General features: G+C 73.0%; 16 protein-coding genes. 6 read left to right on the top strand and 10 right to left on the bottom strand.

Annotated elements, in window-relative coordinates; translation table 11 throughout:
- The first annotated feature begins 69 nt into the window (after window positions 1-69).
- Window positions 70-1263, top strand: a complete 1194-nt coding sequence (locus IE94_RS0116240; RefSeq protein ID WP_030184390.1) for a trypsin-like serine peptidase — start codon at window positions 70-72, stop codon at window positions 1261-1263.
- An 88-nt stretch (window positions 1264-1351) separates the two neighbouring features.
- Here IE94_RS0116240 and hflX read toward each other — a convergent pair whose 3' ends face one another.
- From hflX to miaA, 6 genes are all read right to left on the bottom strand, one after another.
- On the bottom strand, window positions 1352-2845 hold the full coding sequence (gene hflX / locus IE94_RS0116235) for a GTPase HflX (protein ID WP_030184387.1): 1494 nt from the start codon (window positions 2843-2845) through the stop codon (window positions 1352-1354).
- A 146-nt stretch (window positions 2846-2991) separates the two neighbouring features.
- Complete coding sequence (locus IE94_RS0116230) at window positions 2992-4533, bottom strand: M1 family metallopeptidase (RefSeq protein ID WP_030184383.1); 1542 nt, start codon at window positions 4531-4533, stop codon at window positions 2992-2994.
- A gap of 85 nt (window positions 4534-4618) precedes the next feature.
- Window positions 4619-6799 (bottom strand): RelA/SpoT family protein, encoded by a 2181-nt coding sequence (locus IE94_RS0116225; protein ID WP_030184379.1) that lies wholly within the window; start codon window positions 6797-6799, stop codon window positions 4619-4621.
- Window positions 6800-7045: 246 nt separating this feature from the next.
- On the bottom strand, window positions 7046-7939 hold the full coding sequence (gene dapF, locus IE94_RS0116220) for a diaminopimelate epimerase (RefSeq protein WP_030184377.1): 894 nt from the start codon (window positions 7937-7939) through the stop codon (window positions 7046-7048).
- A 70-nt stretch (window positions 7940-8009) separates the two neighbouring features.
- Entirely contained in the window at window positions 8010-8510 is a 501-nt protein-coding gene (locus tag IE94_RS0116215) for a hypothetical protein (protein WP_030184374.1), read from the bottom strand.
- A 107-nt stretch (window positions 8511-8617) separates the two neighbouring features.
- The gene (miaA, locus tag IE94_RS0116210) at window positions 8618-9556 is read right to left on the bottom strand and encodes a tRNA (adenosine(37)-N6)-dimethylallyltransferase MiaA (protein WP_030184368.1); all 939 of its coding nucleotides are present in this window, start codon (window positions 9554-9556) and stop codon (window positions 8618-8620) included.
- A gap of 182 nt (window positions 9557-9738) precedes the next feature.
- Between miaA and IE94_RS0116205 the strand changes: the two genes are divergently transcribed.
- Together IE94_RS0116205 and IE94_RS0116200 are read left to right on the top strand one after the other, a co-directional pair.
- Window positions 9739-10020: a hypothetical protein gene (locus tag IE94_RS0116205; protein WP_030184366.1), complete on the top strand. Its 282-nt coding sequence runs from the start codon at window positions 9739-9741 to the stop codon at window positions 10018-10020.
- Window positions 10021-10044: 24 nt separating this feature from the next.
- Window positions 10045-10347 (top strand): antitoxin, encoded by a 303-nt coding sequence (locus tag IE94_RS0116200; RefSeq protein WP_030184363.1) that lies wholly within the window; start codon window positions 10045-10047, stop codon window positions 10345-10347.
- A gap of 542 nt (window positions 10348-10889) precedes the next feature.
- On the opposite strand, the gene IE94_RS0116195 is transcribed toward IE94_RS0116200, so the two are convergent.
- The gene (locus tag IE94_RS0116195) at window positions 10890-11603 is read right to left on the bottom strand and encodes a class III extradiol dioxygenase subunit B-like domain-containing protein (RefSeq protein ID WP_030184362.1); all 714 of its coding nucleotides are present in this window, start codon (window positions 11601-11603) and stop codon (window positions 10890-10892) included.
- Between the two features lie 50 nt (window positions 11604-11653).
- Window positions 11654-13171 carry a tRNA (N6-isopentenyl adenosine(37)-C2)-methylthiotransferase MiaB gene (gene miaB / locus IE94_RS0116190; RefSeq protein ID WP_030184360.1) on the bottom strand — a complete coding sequence of 506 codons (1518 nt, stop codon included), beginning with the start codon at window positions 13169-13171 and terminating at the stop codon, window positions 11654-11656.
- Between the two features lie 153 nt (window positions 13172-13324).
- On the opposite strand from miaB, the gene IE94_RS0116185 reads away from it, so the two are divergent.
- A complete protein-coding gene (locus IE94_RS0116185; protein ID WP_030184353.1) occupies window positions 13325-14515 on the top strand; it encodes a cellulose-binding domain-containing protein in 1191 nt (396 codons plus the stop codon).
- Between the two features lie 26 nt (window positions 14516-14541).
- Here IE94_RS0116185 and IE94_RS0116180 read toward each other — a convergent pair whose 3' ends face one another.
- Together IE94_RS0116180 and IE94_RS0116175 are read right to left on the bottom strand one after the other, a co-directional pair.
- Window positions 14542-15201 carry a response regulator gene (locus IE94_RS0116180; protein ID WP_030184352.1) on the bottom strand — a complete coding sequence of 220 codons (660 nt, stop codon included), beginning with the start codon at window positions 15199-15201 and terminating at the stop codon, window positions 14542-14544.
- Window positions 15201-16280 (bottom strand): HAMP domain-containing sensor histidine kinase, encoded by a 1080-nt coding sequence (locus IE94_RS0116175; protein WP_030184350.1) that lies wholly within the window; start codon window positions 16278-16280, stop codon window positions 15201-15203. Before IE94_RS0116175 ends, IE94_RS0116180 begins: the two co-directional genes overlap by 1 nt.
- Before the next feature lie 121 nt (window positions 16281-16401).
- Here IE94_RS0116175 and IE94_RS0116170 point away from each other — a divergent pair, with 121 nt between their 5' ends.
- Complete coding sequence (locus IE94_RS0116170) at window positions 16402-16887, top strand: cation:proton antiporter regulatory subunit (RefSeq protein ID WP_030184349.1); 486 nt, start codon at window positions 16402-16404, stop codon at window positions 16885-16887.
- A 4-nt stretch (window positions 16888-16891) separates the two neighbouring features.
- Window positions 16892-18127, top strand: coding sequence for a cation:proton antiporter (locus IE94_RS0116165; protein WP_030184348.1), 1236 nt, complete (start codon window positions 16892-16894; stop codon window positions 18125-18127).
- The last annotated feature ends 136 nt before the right edge of the window (window positions 18128-18263 follow it).

The raw sequence follows: 18263 nt of genomic DNA, 5'->3' as shown, positions 1-18263 counted from the left end.
CGGTGCACTTCGGGGCATTTCGGTGCACTTCATCAGACAGTCATACGTTTCAACGGGGGTTGTCCCACCATGCGTTCCACACCTGCGACCGGCGTGCCACGGCGCGGCCGGCGCACCGCACTCGCCGCGGCCGGTCTGGTCGCCGCGCTCACGCTCACCACCACGGCCTGTGGTGCGGAGCAGGACGAGGCCGACACCAAGCCCGGCGGCGGCACCTCCCAGGCCGCCGACGCGGGTGACACCGGTGGCGGCGGCGAGTCCGGTCTGCCGGCCGGCCTCGCGGACCGGCTCAAGGAGCACGGCATCGACGTCGACCGTTGGAAGGACGGCGGCTGGAAGAACTGGGACAAGGACAAGTGGCTCAGTGAGGCCAGGGACTTCGTCAATCCCATGATCGAGGGCCTGTGGAAGCCGGACCGGATGAGGTCCGCGAAGGAGGCCGACAAAACCGTCACGACCAAGGACACGACCGCCGACCAGGGCGCCACCGACCCGGAGCCGGCGCCCGTCGAGGCCGTGGCCGAGAAGAAGCCGTACCACGAGAACGCGGCCCCGGTCGGCAAGGTCTTCTTCGACTCCCCCGAGGGCTCGATGGTCTGCTCCGGCACGGTAGTCAAGGACGTGAACCACCCGGGCAGGTCCAACCTGGTGTGGACGGCGGGCCACTGCGTGCACGCCGGCGGCAGCGGCGGCTGGTACCGCAACATCACCTTCGTCCCGTCCTACAACGACTACGGCAAGTCCGAGGCGGAGCTGGCGAACGCGACGTCCACCGAGATGGCGCCGTACGGCACCTGGTGGGCCGACTGGGCGTCGACCTCGGACCAGTGGATCCAGGGCGGTTCGGAGAGCGGCGGCGACGGTGCCGCGTACGACTACTCGGTGCTGCACGTGAAGCCGGAGCAGGGCGGCAAGTCGCTGGAGGTGGACTTCTCGGCCCCGTCGGCGACGGAGGTGCCCAGCATGGGTGCCTGGGGCTACCCGGCGGCGCCGCCGTACAACGGCCTGGAGATGTTCAAGTGCGTCGACCGGCCCGGCCGGCTGTCGCTGAGCCCGTCGCTGCCGACGATGTACCGCATCGGCTGCACGATGACCGGCGGCTCGTCCGGAGGCGGCTGGTTCCGGGTGGTGGACGGGGAGACCAAGCTGGTCTCCAACACCTCGATCGGCCCGCTGGAGAACACCTGGCTGGCGGGTCCGCAGCTGGGCCGGGCGGCCGAGGCCATGTACCAGAACATGAGCAGGACGTACGGCGGTCAATGAGCCGCGCGTGCCGAGGGCCCGTCCCCCTGCCGAGGCGGGGAGGCGGGCCCTCGGTCGTCGGCCTTGTCGTACTGCGGCCGCGCGGGTCTCAGGCGAGCGGCGCCGGAACATACGGCGAGAGCTCCGCCGCCAGCTCCTCGTGCACCCGCACCTTGAGCAGGGTGCCCTCCGGGGTGTGCTCCTCGGAGATCACCTCGCCCTCGTCGTGGGCCCGCGCCACCAGCTTCCCGTGGGTGTACGGCACGAGCGCCTCGATCTCGACCGAGGGACGCGGCAGCTCGGTGTCGATCAGCGCGAGCAGCTGGTCGATGTTCTGACCGGTGCGCGCCGAGACGGCGATGGACCGCTTCTCGACCCGCAGCAGCCGCTGGAGCACCAGCGGGTCGGCCATGTCGGCCTTGTTGATCACGACGATCTCGGGTACGCCGGTGGCGCCGACGTCCCTGATCACCTCGCGCACGGCGGCCAGCTGCTCCTCCGGAACGGGGTGCGAACCGTCGACCACGTGCAGGATCAGGTCGGACTCGCCAACCTCCTCCATCGTGGAGCGGAACGCCTCGACCAGGTGGTGCGGCAGGTGCCGGACGAAGCCGACGGTGTCGGCCAGGGTGTACAGACGGCCGCTGGGCGTCTCCGCGCGGCGCACCGTCGGGTCGAGGGTGGCGAAGAGCGCGTTCTCCACCAGCACGCCCGCGCCCGTGAGGCGGTTGAGCAGCGAGGACTTGCCGGCGTTGGTGTAGCCGGCGATGGCGACGGAGGGCACCTTGTGGCGCTTGCGCTCCTGGCGCTTGATCTCGCGGCCGGTCTTCATCTCCGCGATCTCCCGGCGCATCTTCGCCATCTTCTCGCGGATCCGGCGCCGGTCCGTCTCGATCTTGGTCTCACCGGGACCGCGGGTGGCGAGGCCGCCGCCCTTGCCGCCGCCCATCTGCCGGGACAGCGACTGGCCCCAGCCGCGCAGCCTCGGCAGCATGTACTGCATCTGCGCGAGCGCGACCTGCGCCTTGCCCTCCCGGGACTTGGCGTGCTGGGCGAAGATGTCCAGGATCAGGGCCGTGCGGTCGATGACCTTGACCTTGACGACGTCCTCGAGGTGGATCAGCTGACCCGGGCTGAGCTCACCGTCGCAGATGACGGTGTCCGCGCCCGTGTCGAGGACGACGTCCCGCAGCTCCGCGGCCTTGCCGGAGCCGATGTAGGTGGCGGCGTCGGGCTTGTCGCGGCGCTGGACGACGCCGTCGAGCACGAGCGCGCCCGCCGTCTCCGCGAGGGCGGCCAGTTCGGCCAGCGAGTTCTCCGCGTCCTGCACGGTGCCCGAGGTCCAGACGCCGACGAGGACGACCCGCTCCAGCCGGAGCTGTCGGTACTCGACCTCGGTGACGTCCTCGAGCTCGGTGGACAGGCCCGCCACCCGGCGCAGGGCCGCGCGGTCGGAGCGGTCGAACTGCTCGCCGTCCCACTGCGGGTCGTTTCCGTGGCTCCAGGCGACGTCCTCTTCCATCAGGGCATCGGCCCGAAGGCCCTCGGGATAGGTCTGCGCGAGACGCTTGGTGTCCTGGGAGGGGGAAGAAGAGGAGGTCATTGGATCCTTACGCAGCTGGGAAGCGGTGGGCGCGGCACAGACGCCGCGACACTTTCTACAACGTGCGAGCCGCCGGGGAGATTCCCGGGGCCCGTACCGCGCCGTCCCCAAGATGGTCGCACGGCACGGGGCGTCTCGTCACCGCCTTATTCGCCGTGTGCCGTGTGCGACGCCTTGGCGGGGGACTTCGCGGCGGGGGACTTCGCGGCGGGGGTCTGCTTCCAGTCCGGGTGGCCGGGCATCGGCGGGGTCTTCTCGCCGTACAGCCAGGCCTGGAAGAAGCCGCCCAGGTCGCGTCCGGAGATCTCGGAGGCGAGCCGCACGAAGTCGGCGGTGCTCGCCGTGCCGTCCTGGTTGCGGGCGACCCACGCCCGCTCGACGCGGTCGAAGGCGGCGTGGCCGATCTCCTGGCGCAGGGCGTAGAGCACGAGCGCGGCCCCGTCGTACACGTTGGAACGGAAGATGCCGGTCTTGCTGCCGTTCTTCGGCGGCTTGGGAGCGGCGGGCGGCCCTCCCGCGGTGCGCCAGCGGTCGGAGGCCCCGTAGGCGGCCTTCATGCGCGCCGCCATGGTCTTGTCCGCGGTCTCCTCCGCGTACAGCGCCTCGTACCAGGTGGCGTGTCCCTCGTTGAGCCACAGGTCGGACCAGGTGCCCGGGCTGACGCTGTTGCCGAACCACTGGTGGGCCAGCTCGTGCACCATGATCGACTCGACGTACCACTTGGGGTAGGCGGGCTCGGTGAACAGCTCCCGCTCGAAGAGGGAGAGCGTCTGCGTCTCGAGTTCGAAGCCGGTGGTGGCGTCGGCCATGAGCAGACCGTACGTCTCGAAGGGGTAGCGCCCGACCTTCTCCTCCATCCATGCGATCTGGCCGGGGGTCTTCTCCAGCCACGGTTCGAGCGCCGCGCGGTGCCTGGCCGGCACGACGTCCCGGACGGGCAGTCCGTGCGGGCCCGTGCGGTGCAGCACCGTGGAGCGGCCGATGGAGACCTGGGCCAGTTCGGTGGCCATGGGGTGCGGGCTCCGGTAGGTCCAGGTGGTCGAGCCGCCGCTGCGCTCCACGCCCGTCGGCAGACCGTTGGCCACGGCAGTGAGTCCGTCGGGGGCGGTGACGCGGAAGGTGAACAGCGCCTTGTCGGAGGGGTGGTCGTTGCAGGGGAACACCAGGTGGGCGACGTCCGCCTGGTTGGCCATGGCGAGGCCGTCGGCGGTGCGCACCCAGCCGCCCTGGCGGTCCTCGGGGTACACGGGGTCGCTGCTGTGCCGGACGGTGATCCTCGTCCGCTCCCCCTCGTCGAGCTCGTCCTCGGGCGTCACGACGAGGTCCCCGCCCGCGGTGGCGAAGGCGGCGGGTTCGCCGTCGACCTCCACGGAGTCGACCTTGCCGTGGGCGAAGTCGAGGTTGAGCCGGTCCAGGTCGGTGGTGGTCCGGGCGTCGATGGTGGTGACGGCCTTCAGCGGTGCGCTGTTGCTGCCGGAGTAGGTGAAGGAGAGGTCGTACGCGGTCACGTCGTAACCCGGGTTGCCCAGCTGCGGGAAGAGGCGGTCGCCGACACCCAGCGGGGTCGGCGGGGCGCTCGCGGCGACCAGGCAGACGGAGACGGCGGAGGCGAGCAGCGCCGCGGCCCTGAGCCGGCGCCGGGAGCGTGCGCGGGGTCGCGGAGTCGGGGGGTGAGGGGTGTGCAGCATCCCTCACGGCTATCAGCGCGCGCCTGCCCGGCGGCGACGGGGCGCGCCCGGGGCACCCGAACGGGTCCCCGCGCGGCGTGCCGGTTCAGGCGCCGGTCGGCTGCGGCTGGGCCCGGCTGACGTCGTACACGCCGGCCACCTCGCGCATGGCCCGCATCAGGGCGGGCAGCCGGGCGGCGTCCGGGAGCACCACGGTGTAGCTGTGCCGGACCCGCTGGCGGTCGGGCGGCTCGACGGTCGCGGAGACGATCTCGGCGCCTTCGAGGGCCATGGCCTCGGTGAGGTCGGCCAGGAGGTGCGGGCGGCCGAACGATTCGGCGAGGAGGGTCACCCGGCACCCGGTGCTCTCGCCCCAGCGCACTCCGACCTCCGTGCGCCCGGCGCCCTTCATGCGCGCCACCACCGCGCACTGGGCGCGGTGCACGGTCACCACTCCCCCGCGCACGGCGAAGCCGGTGATCTCGTCCGGCGGCACGGGGGTGCAGCAACCCGCCAACCGCACGGTGGCCCCGGGCAGGTCGACCAGGACGTCCGGGGAGGCGGGGCGGGTGGGCGCGGTGCCCGGGGCCGGACGTGGGGCCTCGGGGTGGGCCTGGGCCTCGGGTGCGACGGCCCCGCGGGCCGCTTCCCCGGCCTCGGGCGCCGGCTCCGGATGGGCCGCGAGCCGGCGCTGGATGGCGATCCGCGCGGCGGGGGTGTGGGCGTGCTCCAGCCACTCCCTGGAGGGCTCGGAGGCGCCGTCCTGCCCCATCAGGAGCTGTACGGTGTCGCCGTCCCGCAGGACCGTGCTCATGGTCGCCAGGCGGCCGTTGACCCGGGCGCCGATGGTCGCGTGCGCGTCCTCGCCGTACTGGGCGTAGGCGGCGTCGACGCAGGTCGCGCCCTCGGGGAGGCCGAGGGTGCCGCCGTGGGGGCGGAAGACGGTGATCTCGCGGTCCTGGGCGAGGTCCGCGCGGAGGGTGGACCAGAAGGTGTCGGGGTCGGGCGCGCCGCGCTGCCAGTCGAGCAGCCGGGACAGCCAGCCGGGCCGGGTCGGGTCGGCGCGCTCGCCGTCGCCCGTGCTCTGCTCCTCCGACGGGGGCGCGTACGGGTTGCCGAGCGCGACCACACCGGCCTCGGCCACCTTGTGCATCTGGTGGGTGCGGATGAGGACCTCGACGACCTGGCCGTCCTCCGCGCGGGCCACCGCCGTGTGCAGCGACTGGTAGAGGTTGAACTTGGGGACGGCGATGAAGTCCTTGAACTCCGAGACGACGGGCGTCATACAGGTGTGCAGTTCACCGAGGACGGCGTAGCAGTCGGCGTCCTCCTGGACGAGCACCAGGAGGCGGCCGAAGTCCGCGCCGCGGAGCGTGCCGCGCTTGCGGGAGACGCGGTGCACGGAGACGAAGTGGCGCGGGCGGATGAGGACTTCGGCCGGGATGTCGGCCTCGCGCAGCACCCCCCGCACCTCGTCGGCCACCGAGGTGAGCGGGTCGTCGGAGCGGGCGGCGTTCTCCTGGACCAGGTCCCGCGTGTGCGCGTACTCCTCAGGGTGCATGACCGCGAAGACGAGGTCCTCCAGCTCGGACTTGAGCGCCTGGACGCCGAGCCGTTCGGCGAGCGGGATGAGGACGTCGCGGGTGACCTTGGCGATGCGTTCCTGCTTCTCGCGGCGCATGACGCCGAGGGTGCGCATGTTGTGCAGCCGGTCGGCGAGTTTGATCGACATCACCCGGACGTCGTTGCCGGTGGCCAGGAGCATCTTGCGGAAGGTCTCGGGTTCGGCGGCGGCGCCGTAGTCGACCTTCTCCAGCTTGGTGACGCCGTCGACGAGGTAGCGGACCTCGGCGCCGAACTGCTCGCCGACCTGGTCGAGCGTCACCTCGGTGTCCTCGACGGTGTCGTGCAGGAGCGAGGCGGTCAGGGTGGTGGTCTCCGCGCCGAGCTCGGCGAGGATCAGCGTGACGGCGAGGGGGTGGGTGATGTACGGCTCGCCGCTCTTGCGCATCTGGCCGCGGTGCGAGGACTCGGCCAGGACGTACGCGCGGCGCAGCGGGTCGAGGTCGGCGTCGGGATGGTGGGCGCGATGGGCCTCGACGACGTGGCCGATGGCGTCGGGGAGGCCGCCCCGGCTGCGGGTGGCGGAGCCGAGCAGGGCGGCGCGGCCCAGCCGGCGCAGGTCGATCCGGGGACGGGCCTTCCTGCGGGGCGCCGGCGCGACCGCACCGGTGGCCGCGGGCGGCACGGGGCCCGGGCTCGCTGGATTCACGGCCTCCGCATTCATGGGCACCTCCGGCTGCGCGGACCGGCGGACGGGGAATCCCAGGGCGGACACGGCTCAGGGGATGCTGTCGGTCCCCCGTCCGGGCCGGTGCTTGATGCTATCGAGCCCATCACGTGCGGCCGACCGCCTCTCGCCGAGCGTGAAACGGATCACCCATTCGAGCGATGGTCCGAGGGTTTACGTTTTCGCACTGAGTGTCATGGACCGGGCTGTGGTTCACCTCGGCCATGGTCACCGGGTTCCCCTTCAGGCGCGTACCCCCTCCAGCCATGCCGAGTCGAACTCGCCCTCCGCGACGATCACGGCGGGCCCGGTCATCTCGATCTCGCCGTCCGGGCGCTCGGTGATCACCAGGGTGCCGCCGGGCACGTCGACGGTGTACGTGGCCGGGGTACCGGTGACCGCCGGGTCGACACCGTCCCGGCGGGCGGCGGCGACCGCGACGGCACACGCGCCGGTGCCGCAGGAGCGGGTCTCGCCGGAGCCGCGTTCGTGGACGCGCATCGCGACGTGGCCGGGGCCCCGGTCGACCACGAACTCGACGTTGACCCCGTCCGGGTAGGCGTCGGCGGGAGCGTGGGACGGCGGGGTGTACAGGTCGCCGGCGTGGGCGAGGTCGGCGACGAAGGCGACCGCGTGCGGGTTGCCCATGTTCACGTTCCGCGCGGGCCAGCTGCGCTCGCCCACGCTCACCTCGACGTCCGTCTCGGGCAGCAGCGCGCGGCCCATGCCGACGGTGATGTCGCCCGCGGCCAAGCCGCCGTCGGAGACGGACTTGGCGATGTGCACGCGCTTCACTCCCCCGCGCGTGGCGATGGCGAGGTCGCCCTCGGCGGCGTGGCCCGCGCGCTGGAGGTAGCGCGCGAAGACCCGCACGCCGTTGCCGCACATCTCCGCGACCGAGCCGTCGCCGTTGCGGTAGTCCATGAACCACTCCGCCTCGGCGGCCATGCCCCGGGCCTCGGGGTGTGCCGCGGACCGCACCACGTGCAGCAGGCCGTCCCCGCCGAGCCCCGCGCGACGGTCGCACAGCGCGGCGACGGCGGCGGGAGGCAGGTCGATGGCGTTCTCCGGGTCGGGAACGATCACGAAGTCGTTCTCGGTGCCGTGACCCTTGAGGAAGGCGATCCGCGTGCTCATTCCTCGATCGTACGGGGTGGGCACGGTACGACGACGAGGGGCGCGGGACGGCCCCGGGCGGAGGGATTCGTCAGCCCCGCAGGCGGGCGACCCGCCACACGGCCAGGACGACGACCGCGGCGACCGCCAGCGCGTACACGAGGATCGTCCGCCAGTCGGCACGGCGCCCCGACCCGCGCTGGGGCAGACCCGGCCAGGTGTATCCGACCCGGCGGGCGGCCATCATGCCCCAGCCGGCCGCGCAGGAGCAGATCAGCAGGCCCAGCATCGCGATCACGGCGCCGCTGTCGCCGAAGTCGAAGGCGAGCGGGAAGGCGAACATCAGGGAGCCGAGCGCGGCCAGGCACACGATGGGCGCGAGCTGCCAGATCCGCAGGCGGCGCTGGGGACGCAGCTCGACCTCGACCTCGTCCCCGTACATCTCGTCGGGCGCGGGACCGTCGCCGGTGACGCCCTGCGGCGTCTCGTCGGGGCCGTCGGGGCTCAGGGCGCCGCCGTCCGGCTCCGGTCCGCCCGGGGCGGCGGTGCCGTGCTCGGTGCTCGGTGCGGTGTCGCGAGGGCCGGCCTCCATCGCCACGCGCCCTCCCAACTAGGACTCACTCGGTCGATCGAAGCTCGATGATGGCACGCCGCCGAAGGCCCGGATGACGGCCGGGGCGTCCCGATGCCATCACGTGATCAGGCTGTAACCGGTCGTTCGACCAACGACAGGGCGAGCCGCGGAAGTTCCGTGCGATCCGCCACACCCCCACTGAGCCAATGCACCCGCGGATCGCGCCTGAACCACGAATCCTGACGGCGCGCGAAGCGCTTGGTGGCACGGACGGTCTCGGCGCGGGCCTCGTCGAGCGTGCACTCGCCGGCGAGCGCCGCGAGGACCTGCTGGTAGCCGAGCGCGCGCGACGCCGTACGCCCCTCGCGCAGCCCCTGCGCCTCCAGTGCGCGCACCTCGTCGACCAGACCGGCCTCCCACATCCGGTCGACGCGCAGGGCGATGCGCTCGTGCAGTTCGGGGCGCGCCACGTCGACGCCGATCTGCACGGTGTCGTAGACGGAGTCGTGACCGGGGAGGTTCGCGGTGAAGGGGCGGCCGGTGATCTCGATCACCTCCAGGGCCCGCACGATCCGGCGCCCGTTGCTGGGCAGGATGGCGCGCGCCGCCTCCGGGTCGGCGGCGGCCAGGCGGGCGTGCAGGGCACCCGAGCCGCGCAGTTCGAGCTCCTCCTCCAGGCGGGTCCTGATCTCGGGGTCGGTGCCGGGGAACTCCAGGTGGTCGACGGCCCCGCGGACGTACAGGCCGGAGCCGCCGACCAGGACGGGCCAGCGCCCTTCACCGAGCAGCGCGTCGATCCGCTCCCGCGCGAGGCGCTGGTACTCGGCGACGGACGCGGTGACCGTCACGTCCCAGATGTCCAGCAGATGATGCGGGACGCCACCGCGCTCCTCGGGCGTCAGCTTGGCGGTGCCGATGTCCATCCCGCGGTACAGCTGCATGGAGTCGGCGTTGACGACCTCGCCGCCCAGTCGCTCGGCCAGGAAGACGCCCAGATCGGACTTTCCGGCCGCGGTGGGTCCGACTACGGCGATGACGCGGGGGGAGGGGGGTGTGCTGCTCACCGCACCAGTCTCGCAAACCTCTCACCTGACCCTCGAACGAGTTACGTGACGGTCGGCTGCCGGGGTCGTTGCCCGTTGCGAGGTTCCCGCTCCCCGGACCACCGGGTCATGGCCCCGGCCACGCAAACGGACGCACCGGATGCCGCGGGATTTCGCCCGCACGAGTAACGTATGGAGTTGATATGGGCGTTTTTGCACGGCTTTTTCGGAGGTCGAAGAACACCGAGGAGGCGTCGGGCGCGGAGACGCGGACCGACACCCCGGACACCGGGGACGCGGCGGAGGTGAAGGCTGCCGAGGCCGTGGAGACGGCCGACGCCGGTCCTCGCGACACGGCGGAGGCCGACGAGGCCGCCGACGCAGCCGCCGCCGAGGCCGACGACTCGGAGAGCGTCGGCATCCCCAAGCAGCAGTCCGCCGGGGAGGCCGTCGACAACGAGGCCGACAAGGGCGCCCGCACCTGACTGCCCCGTGAGGGAAGGCGAACCATGGGTCTCCTGGACAACTTGAAGGCCAGACTCGAACCGGCGAAGGGCAAGGTCTCCGACCTCGCGCAGCAGCACGGCGACAAGATCGACCGCGGTCTCGACAAGATGGCGCGGACGGTCGACGAGCGGACCAAGGGCAAGTACAGCGACCGGATCCAGACGGGCACGGGCAAGGCCAAGGGCGCCATGGACCGCCTCGCCCACAAGGACGACAAGGACGACACGGGCAGGGAAGGAGGCGGCGACGCGCCTGGCGGAACGCCCGGCGGCACCCCTCCGGCCGGACCGCCCCCGGCGTCCTGACCCGGCGCGCCGACCGGGTGCGCCGACCGGGTGCGCCGACCGGGCGCACCGTCACCGTCGGACGGTCACGGAGCCGGAGCGGTGCCACGCCTCCGGGCCGTCCATGGAACGGGCCGGTGGACCGGCTCCGGCTCGTCCGCGGAGCCGGTCCTCCGGGCCGCTCCCGGCCGTCCGGCGGGGGCTGAGCCGGGGCCTGTGCATGGGCTGCGGCTGGCCGACGCGGCTCCGGACCGTCCGGGGAGCGGGAGCGGACCCCGTGCACCGGCCCCGCCTCACCTACGGCCGCGGACAGTGGACCGACTCGGGCCGTCGCCGTCCCCCCGAGCCGAACTGGCGCCGACCGCGCCCGGGACCTGAACGGCAGACCGGCCAGGACCGTCCGCGGAGGCGGAACAGCAGCGATGGATCGCCGCCTCGTCCGCGAGCCCGGAACGGGCGGAACGGCCCAGACCGTCCACGGCCCCCGCCCGGCGGAACCACACCCGCCCGTCCGCACCCCCCGCCCCGCTCCGGGCACCCGAGGGCGCGGTGTCACCCGGCCGCTAGGACCAGGTGGCCGCGATGTACCCGACTCCGTAGGGCGCGTCCTCGTAGAGCAGTGTGCCGGTGAGGTCCGTGTCGTCGGCCGCGGCCGCGAGGACCTGCCAGGGCGCCCGGCCGGACACCTTGAGCTCGCGGGCCAGTGCGACGTCCAGCGCGGCGAGTGCGGCCGGGTCCGCCGCTCCCAGGGCGCGGCCCACCTCCGCGTCGAAGGGCGCCGCCCGCTCGTCGAGGTAGCCGGGCGCCTTCAGCGTGCGGCACGCGCTGGCGTCGCCCAGCACCAGCAGCGCCGTCCGCCCACCCCGCGCGGCGACGTCCCGGCCGAGGGCGGCGCAGCGCTCGGCGGACAGCGCGTCGCCGACACCGATGCCGTCGACGGGGACTCCGGTCCAGCCGGTACGCCCGAGCAGCCAGGCGCCCACGGCCAGTCCGTAGGGCAGCTCGGTCCCGTCCGCACCGCCGCTGTCGGCGCCCAGGTACACGTCCAGGTCCACGCCGAAGCCCCGGAAGGAGCCCCGCGCGCCCTGCGGGTAGACCTCGGGCCCGGGGCGGTTTGCGGGTCCGACGACCACGAGCCGGTCGGGCCGGGACGCGGCGAGCACCCCCAGCGCGTCCGTGCACGCGGCGCGCGCGGCGTCCAGCTCGGGTGCGGCGCCCGCGGCGACCTCCGGCACGAGGAGCGGCGGGCAGGGGCAGACGGCGGCGGCGACAAGCATGATCGGCAGGGTATCCCCGTGCCGCGACCCGCTGGGGCATCCCCCCGCGGTCAGTCGCAGCCGCAGCCGCTCGCCGCGGCCGGCTGGGGCTCGGGGACGCCGATCTTGGGCAGGCCGAGCAGCACACCGGCGGGCTTGGTCTGCTCGGCCGTGTTGCGCTTCTCCCAGGCGTCGCCCGCGCGGGTGCGGCGCACGTCGAGCACCGCCCCCTCGGCGAGGAGGTGGTGCGGGGCGGCGTAGGTGATCTCGACGGTCACCACGTCACCGGGCCGGACCTCCTGGTCGGGCTTGGTGAAGTGCACCAGGCGGTTGTCGGGGGCGCGGCCGGAGAGGCGGTGGGTGGCGCCGTCCTTGCGGCCCTCGCCCTCGGCGACCATCAGCTCCAGGGTGCGGCCGACCTGCTTCTTGTTCTCCTCCCAGGAGATCTCCTCCTGGAGGGCGACCAGGCGCTCGTAGCGCTCCTGGACGACCGCCTTGGGGATCTGGCCCTCCATCTCGGCGGCCGGGGTCCCGGGACGCTTGGAGTACTGGAAGGTGAAGGCCTGGGCGAAGCGGGCCTCGCGCACCACGTGCAGGGTCTGCTCGAAATCCTCCTCGGTCTCGCCGGGGAAGCCCACGATGATGTCGGTGGTGATCGCCGCGTGCGGGATGGCGGCCCGCACCTTCTCGATGATCCCCAGGTAGCGCTCCTGGCGGTAGGAGCGGCGCATCGCCTTGAGCACCGGGTCGGAGCCGGACTGGAGCGGCATGTGCAGCTGCGGCATCACGTTCGGCGTCTCGGCCATCGCGGCGATGACGTCGTCGGTGAAGTCGCGGGGGTGCGGGGAGGTGAAGCGGACGCGCTCCAGCCCGTCGATGTTCCCGCAGGCGCGCAGCAGCTTGCTGAACGCCTCGCGGTCGCCGATGTCGGAGCCGTAGGCGTTGACGTTCTGCCCGAGGAGGGTGATCTCGCTGACGCCCTCCGCGACCAGGGCCTCGACCTCGGCGAGGATGTCGCCGGGCCGGCGGTCCTTCTCCTTGCCGCGCAGCGCGGGGACGATGCAGAAGGTGCAGGTGTTGTTGCAGCCGACGGAGATGGACACCCAGGCCGCGTACGCGCTCTCGCGCCGGGTGGGCAGCGTGGACGGGAACGCCTCCAGGGACTCGGCGATCTCGACCTGCGCCTCCTCCTGCACCCGGGCCCGCTCCAGCAGCACCGGGAGCTTGCCGATGTTGTGGGTGCCGAAGACGACGTCCACCCAGGGCGCCCGCTTCACGATGGTGTCGCGGTCCTTCTGCGCCAGGCAGCCGCCGACCGCGATCTGCATGCCGGGGCGGCTCGCCTTCTTCGGGGCGAGGTGGCCGAGGTTGCCGTACAGCTTGTTGTCGGCGTTCTCCCGTACGGCGCAGGTGTTGAAGACGACGACGTCCGCGTCGCCGTCGGCGCCCTCGGGGGCGCGGACGTAGCCCGCGTCCTCCAGCAGGCCGGACAATCGCTCGGAGTCGTGGACGTTCATCTGGCACCCGTAGGTGCGTACTTCGTAGGTGCGCGTGCCGCCCACTGACTGGCTCCGGTCGATGCTGCTCATGGCAACAAGAGTAGGCGGTCGCGATCGCACCCCACGCCGCGCACATATTGACAGTACACCGTCAGACCCGCTGTCCTGTTGTGGGAGCGCTCCCACAACAGCCCGCACGGCAGGGGCGCTCACGCATCCCTTCTCCCGCACTGGAGGCACCCTGTGCGCACCCGACTTCTCCGATTGCTGCGCCGGCCCTGGACCGCGGCGGTGGCAGCCGTCGCGCTGGTGGTGTCGGTGCTGGGGGCGATGCCCGCGAGCGGTGCGGCAGCGGCCGCCTGCCGGGTCGACTACGCCGTCGATGCCTGGGCGGGCGGCTACACCGCCCGGGTACGGGTCACCAACCTCGGCCCCGCGGTGAACGACTGGCGCCTGACCTGGACCTACGCCGGTGATCAGCAGGTGACGTCGGCGTGGAACGCGACCGTCACGCAGACCGGCGCGTCCGTCGTCGCCGTCGACGCCGGCTGGAACGGCGCGCTGGCCACCGGCGGCACCGCCGAGTTCGGAGTGCAGGGGACCTGGCGGTCCGCCGACCCCCTGCCGGACGACTTCGCGCTGAACGGCTCCTCCTGCGGCGGTGACGGCGGGACACCGCCCACCACACCACCGCCCACCACCACGCCACCGACCACGCCGCCCGCCACCACGCCGCCGCCGTCCGCGGAGTGCGGTGACGCCGTGATCTGCTCGGGCTTCGAGGACCAGGCCGGGCCCGAGCCGTCCGGCGAGTGGCGGTTCACCGCGCCCGACTGCCAGGGCACGGGCACGGTCGCCGTCGACTCGGCGGTGTCGCACGGGGGCGGCAGGTCGCTGCGCGTGGACGGCCGGGCCGGCTACTGCAACCACGCCTTCGTCGCCCATGCCGCAAACCTGTCGTCGGTCGGCCCCGTGCTGTACGTGCGCATGTGGGTCCGGCACACCACCGCGCTGCCCACCTCGCACGTCACCTTCGTGGCGATGCCGGACTCCGCGCAGGGCGGCCGGGCGCTGCGTGTGGGCGGCCAGAACGGCGCGCTCCAGTGGAACCGGGAGAGCGACGACGCCACCCTGCCCGCGCAGAGTCCGGCCGGGGTCGCGCTGAGCAGGCCGCTGCCGACGGACGGCTGGCGGTGTCTGCGGTTCGCGGTCGACACCTCGGCCGGCCACCTCGACACCTGGCTCGGCGACGAACAGGTCCCCGGCCTGCACGCCGACGGGGTACCGACGCAGGACGTCGACCAGCAGTGGCTCGCCCGCGGCGGCGCCCCCCGGCCGACCGCCCTGCGACTGGGCTGGGAAAGCTACGCGACGGGCGACGACACCCTGCGGTTCGACGACGTGGCCGTGGGCTCCGTGCCGATCGGCTGCTGACCGGCGTCACGCGGTGGGGCGGGGGCTCAGGGTTCGATGAGCCCCGCGCGGATCGCGTACCGGGTGAGCTCCAGGCGGTCGCGCACGCCCAGCTTCTGGAGGAGGTTCGCGCGGTGGCGTTCGACGGTCTTGGCGCTGATGAAGAGCAGTTCGCCGATCTCCTTGGAGGTGTGGCCCTCGGCGACGAGCTTGAGGATCTCCTCCTCGCGCTCGGTGATCGGGCGTTCGGGCAGGCCGCCACCGCCCTGCACGCGGTCCAGGTAGGAGCGGACGAGGGCCCGTTCCGCGCCGGGATAGATGAACGGCTCGTCGCGCACGGCGGCCCGGCACGCCTCGACCAGGTCGCGGTCGGCGACGGACTTGAGGACGTATCCGCAGGCGCCCGCCTTGAGGGCCTCGAAGAAGTACTGCTCGTTGTCGTACATGGTCAGGATCAGGATGCGCAGCCCGGGCAGGCGGCGGGAGAGTTCGCGGGCCGCCTGGAGGCCGGTCATGCGGGGCATGGCGACGTCCAGGACGGCCAGGTCGACCTCGGTGGCCCGCGCGGCCGCGACCGCCTCGGCACCGTCACCGGCCTCGGCGACCACCGTCAGATCGGGTTCGCCGTCCAGGATGAGGCGGACTCCGCGGCGTACGAGGGTGTGGTCGTCGGCGAGCAGGACGCGGATCGGGGGCCGTTGGGACATCAGGGGCTGTCTCCGGTTCGGTCTGCGGGACGGTCCCCGGGCGGCGACGCGGGGACGCGCAGGCGTACGGCGGTGCCCCCTCCGGGGGCGGGTTCGAAGTGGATCTCGGCTCCTATCAGCAGGGCCCGCTCCCGCATCCCGCGGATGCCGGTGCCCTCGACGGCCGTGCCGAGGCCGGTGCCGTCGTCGCGGACGAGCAGTTCGACTCCGGCGCCGTCGGGAAGCGGGCGCAGCGTGAGCGCCGCGCGGGCCGCGGACGCGTGGCGGGCGGTGTTGGTGAGGCCTTCCTGGGCGACCCGGTAGAGCACGAGTTCGTCCTCCGGGGCGAGCGGGGGCAGGTCGCCGGGGATGTGGTGCTGGACGGTCAGTCCGTGGTGCGTGAACTCGGCGGCGAGCGAGCGCAGGGCGCTGGCCAGACCGAGTTCCTCCAGGACGCCGGGGCGCAGCCGGCGCGCGATGCGGCGGATCTCGTCGAGCCCGGCCCGGGTCGCCTCCTGCGCCAGGGTCACCTCCTCGCGCAGTTCCCCGGGGACCCGGTCCGCGACGCGCTTGAGCTGGAGGAGGACGGCGGTGAGGGTCTGGCCGACCTCGTCGTGGAGTTCACGGGCGATGCGGTGGCGTTCGCGTTCCTGGGCCTTGAGCGCCCGTCCCGCACCGGCGGTGCGTTCGGCCTGGAGCCGGTCCAGCATCGTGTTGTACGTCGCGATCAGCTGCGCCGCCTCGGCCGGTCCGGAGACCCTGGGCCGGGTCCCCGGCACCAGCAGGTCGGCGGTGGACATGGCCCGGCCCAGCCGGTGCAGCGGGGTGAGTCCGATGCGCAGCACGACCGCGTTGCCGACCAGCAGCGCCGCGAGGCCCACCAGCAGGACGAGGGCCTCCCCGGCCAGCACGGGCGTCGACACGGTGACCGGTCCCAGTAGCAGTGCGGTGGCGACGACCAGGCCGGCGGCGTTGAGCGAGAAGATCCGCCAGAACAGCGACACGTTCCTCTTCCCGCTCCTCCCGGCCCGCTCGCACGACACCCCCGCGGCCAGCTTCGCCGACCGCTCCCGGCTGCGTATATCCGTCACGACACCCATATCGCCACCGTACGTGCGGATGGCAGCATGGCGAGGTCGCGAGCACGGCACCCACGTGCGCGAACGCAGCAGGGCAGCACGAGGCGCGGCAGGCCACGCAGGACGAATGAGGGGAAAGCACGTGTCAGCTCCACGCCTGAGGGCGACGCCGCTCCCGGGTATCGGGGTCCAGTACGACCTGGTGACCCGGGAACACCGTCACCTGTCGGTGGTGGCCCACCGCGACGGTGCCCGCACGGTGAACGTGTACCGGTCCGACGACCCCGATTCCTGTGCCCACTCGCTGCGGCTGAGCGCCCCCGAGGCGGGGGCGCTGATCGACGCCCTGAAGCCCTCCCACCACAGCGCGAGCCTGCTCTACACCACCGATCTGGGACTGGTCGCCGAGCGGATCGAGGTGGCCGCCACCTCCCGCTGGAACGGGCGGCTGTTGGGCGACACCCGGCTGCGGACCGAGACGGGTGCCTCGATCGTGGCGGTGCTGCGGCGGGCCGAGGCGATTCCCTCACCGGCGCCGGACTTCCGGCTCGTGGGTGGTGACACCTTGATCGTCATCGGCACCCGTGAGGGCGTCGACGCCGCCGCCGCGATACTCGGGCAGGAGTGAGCCGGTGCACTCCGCGGTTCTGCTGATCGAGTTCGGTTCCATCATCCTGGGGCTCGGGCTCCTCGGCCGGTTCGCCGGCCGCTACCGCCTCTCCCCCATTCCGCTGTATCTGCTGGCCGGGCTGGCCTTCGGCGAGGGCGGGCTGCTCCCGCTCGGCGCGAGTGAGGAGTTCGTCGCGACCGGCGCCGAGATCGGTGTCATCCTCCTGCTGCTGATGCTGGGGCTGGAGTACACGGCCAGCGACCTGGTGACCAACCTCAAGTCCCACTATCCGGCCGGCCTCGTCGACTGCGCGCTCAACGCCGTGCCGGGCGCGGTGGCCGCGCTGCTGATGGGCTGGGGTCCGGTGGCCGCCGTGGTCCTGGCCGGCGTGACGTGGATCTCGTCGTCCGGTGTGATCGCGAAGGTTCTCGGCGACCTGGGCCGGGTCGGCAACCGCGAGACACCGGTGATCCTGAGCGTGCTGGTCCTGGAGGACCTGGCGATGGCGGTGTACCTGCCCATCGTCACGGCCCTGGTCGCCGGTGCCGGTCTGATGACCGGGAGCATCACACTGGCGGTCGCGCTGGCCGCGGCGGGCCTGGTGCTGTTCGTGGCGGTGCGCTACGGCCGGCTCATCTCCCGCTTCGTCTCCAGCGACGACCCCGAGAAGCTGCTCCTGGTGGTGCTGGGTCTGACGATCCTGGTCGCCGGTGTCGCCCAGCAGCTCCAGGTCTCGGCCGCGGTGGGCGCCTTCCTGGTGGGCATCGCGCTGTCCGGGGAGGTCGCGGAGGGCGCGCACACGCTGCTGAGCCCGCTGCGGGACCTGTTCGCGGCGGTCTTCTTCGTGTTCTTCGGGCTGCACACGGACCCGGCGAGCATTCCGCCGGTCGTGCTGCCCGCGCTGGCGCTGGCGCTGCTGACCGCCGTGACGAAGATCGCCACCGGGTACTGGGCGGCGCGGCGGGCCGGGATCTCCGTCAAGGGCCGGTGGCGGGCGGGCGGCGCGCTCGTGGCGCGCGGCGAGTTCTCCATCGTCATCGCGGGCCTCGCGGTCTCGGCCGGCATCGAGCCGTCGCTGGGCCCGCTGGCCACGGCGTACGTGCTCATCCTGGTCGTCCTCGGTCCCCTCACCGCGCGCTTCACCGAGCCGCTGGCGACGCGCCTCTTCCGGCGCCGGGACAACCCCGACCGTCCCGGCGGCCCCACCGAGGGGACGGCGCACCGGGCGGCGGAGGCGGAGGCGTCGGTCGGCGACTGACCCCGGTCCCGGCCGCGGCCAGGGAAACGGACCACGGCCACGGACACGGCACGGCCACCGCAACGGACGCGGCCCCGGCGCACAGGTGCCGGGGCCGTCGCACGCGGGGCTCGGGGGGCGACCGGGCCGAGTCCAG

It is taken from the genome of Streptomyces violaceorubidus (assembly GCF_000717995.1).
GTDB lineage: Bacteria > Actinomycetota > Actinomycetes > Streptomycetales > Streptomycetaceae > Streptomyces > Streptomyces violaceorubidus.
Note: the sequence above shows the minus strand (reverse complement) of the source record. Positions and strands in the feature narration are given on the sequence as shown.